A 1,009-nucleotide genomic window follows, 5' to 3' on the forward strand; every position below is an offset into this window, starting at 1 on the left:
GGCGGCCCTGTTCGCGGATCTGTTCGAGTGTCGCGGCCGGCGTGCTGGCGTCCTGCGGGATGCGGATCTCGATCAGCGCGGGCAGCCCGCAGGTCAGTGCGCGTTCGAGCGCGGGCGCGAAATCGGCGGTGCGCTCGACGGTCTCGCCATGCGCGCCGAACGCGCGCGCATAGGCGGCGAAATCGGGGTTCGTGAGCCCCGTGCCATGCACGCGCCCCGGATAGTTGCGCTCCTGATGCATGCGGATCGTACCGAAATGACCGTTGTTGACGACGATCACGACGATGTTCAGCCCGTACTGCATCGCGGTCGCGAGTTCGTTGCCGGCCATCATGAAGCAGCCGTCGCCTGCGAGCGCGACGACGGCACGCGACGGGTACAGCGACTTCGCGGCGAGCGCGGCCGGCACGCCGTAGCCCATCGCGCCGCTGGTCGGCGCGAGCTGCGAGCGGAAGTGCCGGTACGCGAAGTGGCGATGCAGCCAGATCGCATAGTTGCCGGCGCCGTTGGTGAGGATCGCGTCGTGCGGCAGGCGCTCGCGCAACTGCACCATCACGTCGCCGAGCTGGACATCGCCGGGCATCGGCAGCGGCGCATGCCATTCGCGATACGCGCGGTGCGCGTCGGCGGCCGTGCCGGCCCAGGCGGGGTGCTCGGGCGCCTCGAGGGCGGCGAGCGGCGCGGCGATCTCGGGCATCCCGGACACGATAGGCAGGTCGGCCGCATACACGCGGCCGAGCTCGTCCGCGCCCTGGTGCACGTGGATCAGCGTCTGGCGGGTCTTCGGGATGTCGAGCAGCGTATAGCCGGCGGTCGTCGCTTCGCCGAGACGCGGCCCGATCACGAGCAGCAGGTCGGCGTCGCGGATGCGCTTCGCGAGCGCGGGGTTGATCCCGAGCCCGACGTCGCCCGCGTAGTTCGGGTGCGCGTTGTCGATCGTGTCCTGGTAACGGAACGCGCACGCGACCGGCAACTGCCAGCGCTCGACGAAGGTGCGCAGGTTCGCGCA

Annotated in this window: 1 protein-coding gene; it reads right to left on the reverse strand. The window is 70.6% G+C overall.

Going from position 1 to position 1,009, the window contains the following annotated elements:
• Nucleotides 1-1,009, reverse strand: a 1,009-nt coding sequence (locus tag JYJ84_RS37410) for a thiamine pyrophosphate-dependent enzyme (RefSeq protein ID WP_240201967.1), incomplete at both ends; no start/stop codon positions are given.

Source organism: Burkholderia sp. LMG 13014, from assembly GCF_905232215.1.
Taxonomy (GTDB): domain Bacteria; phylum Pseudomonadota; class Gammaproteobacteria; order Burkholderiales; family Burkholderiaceae; genus Burkholderia.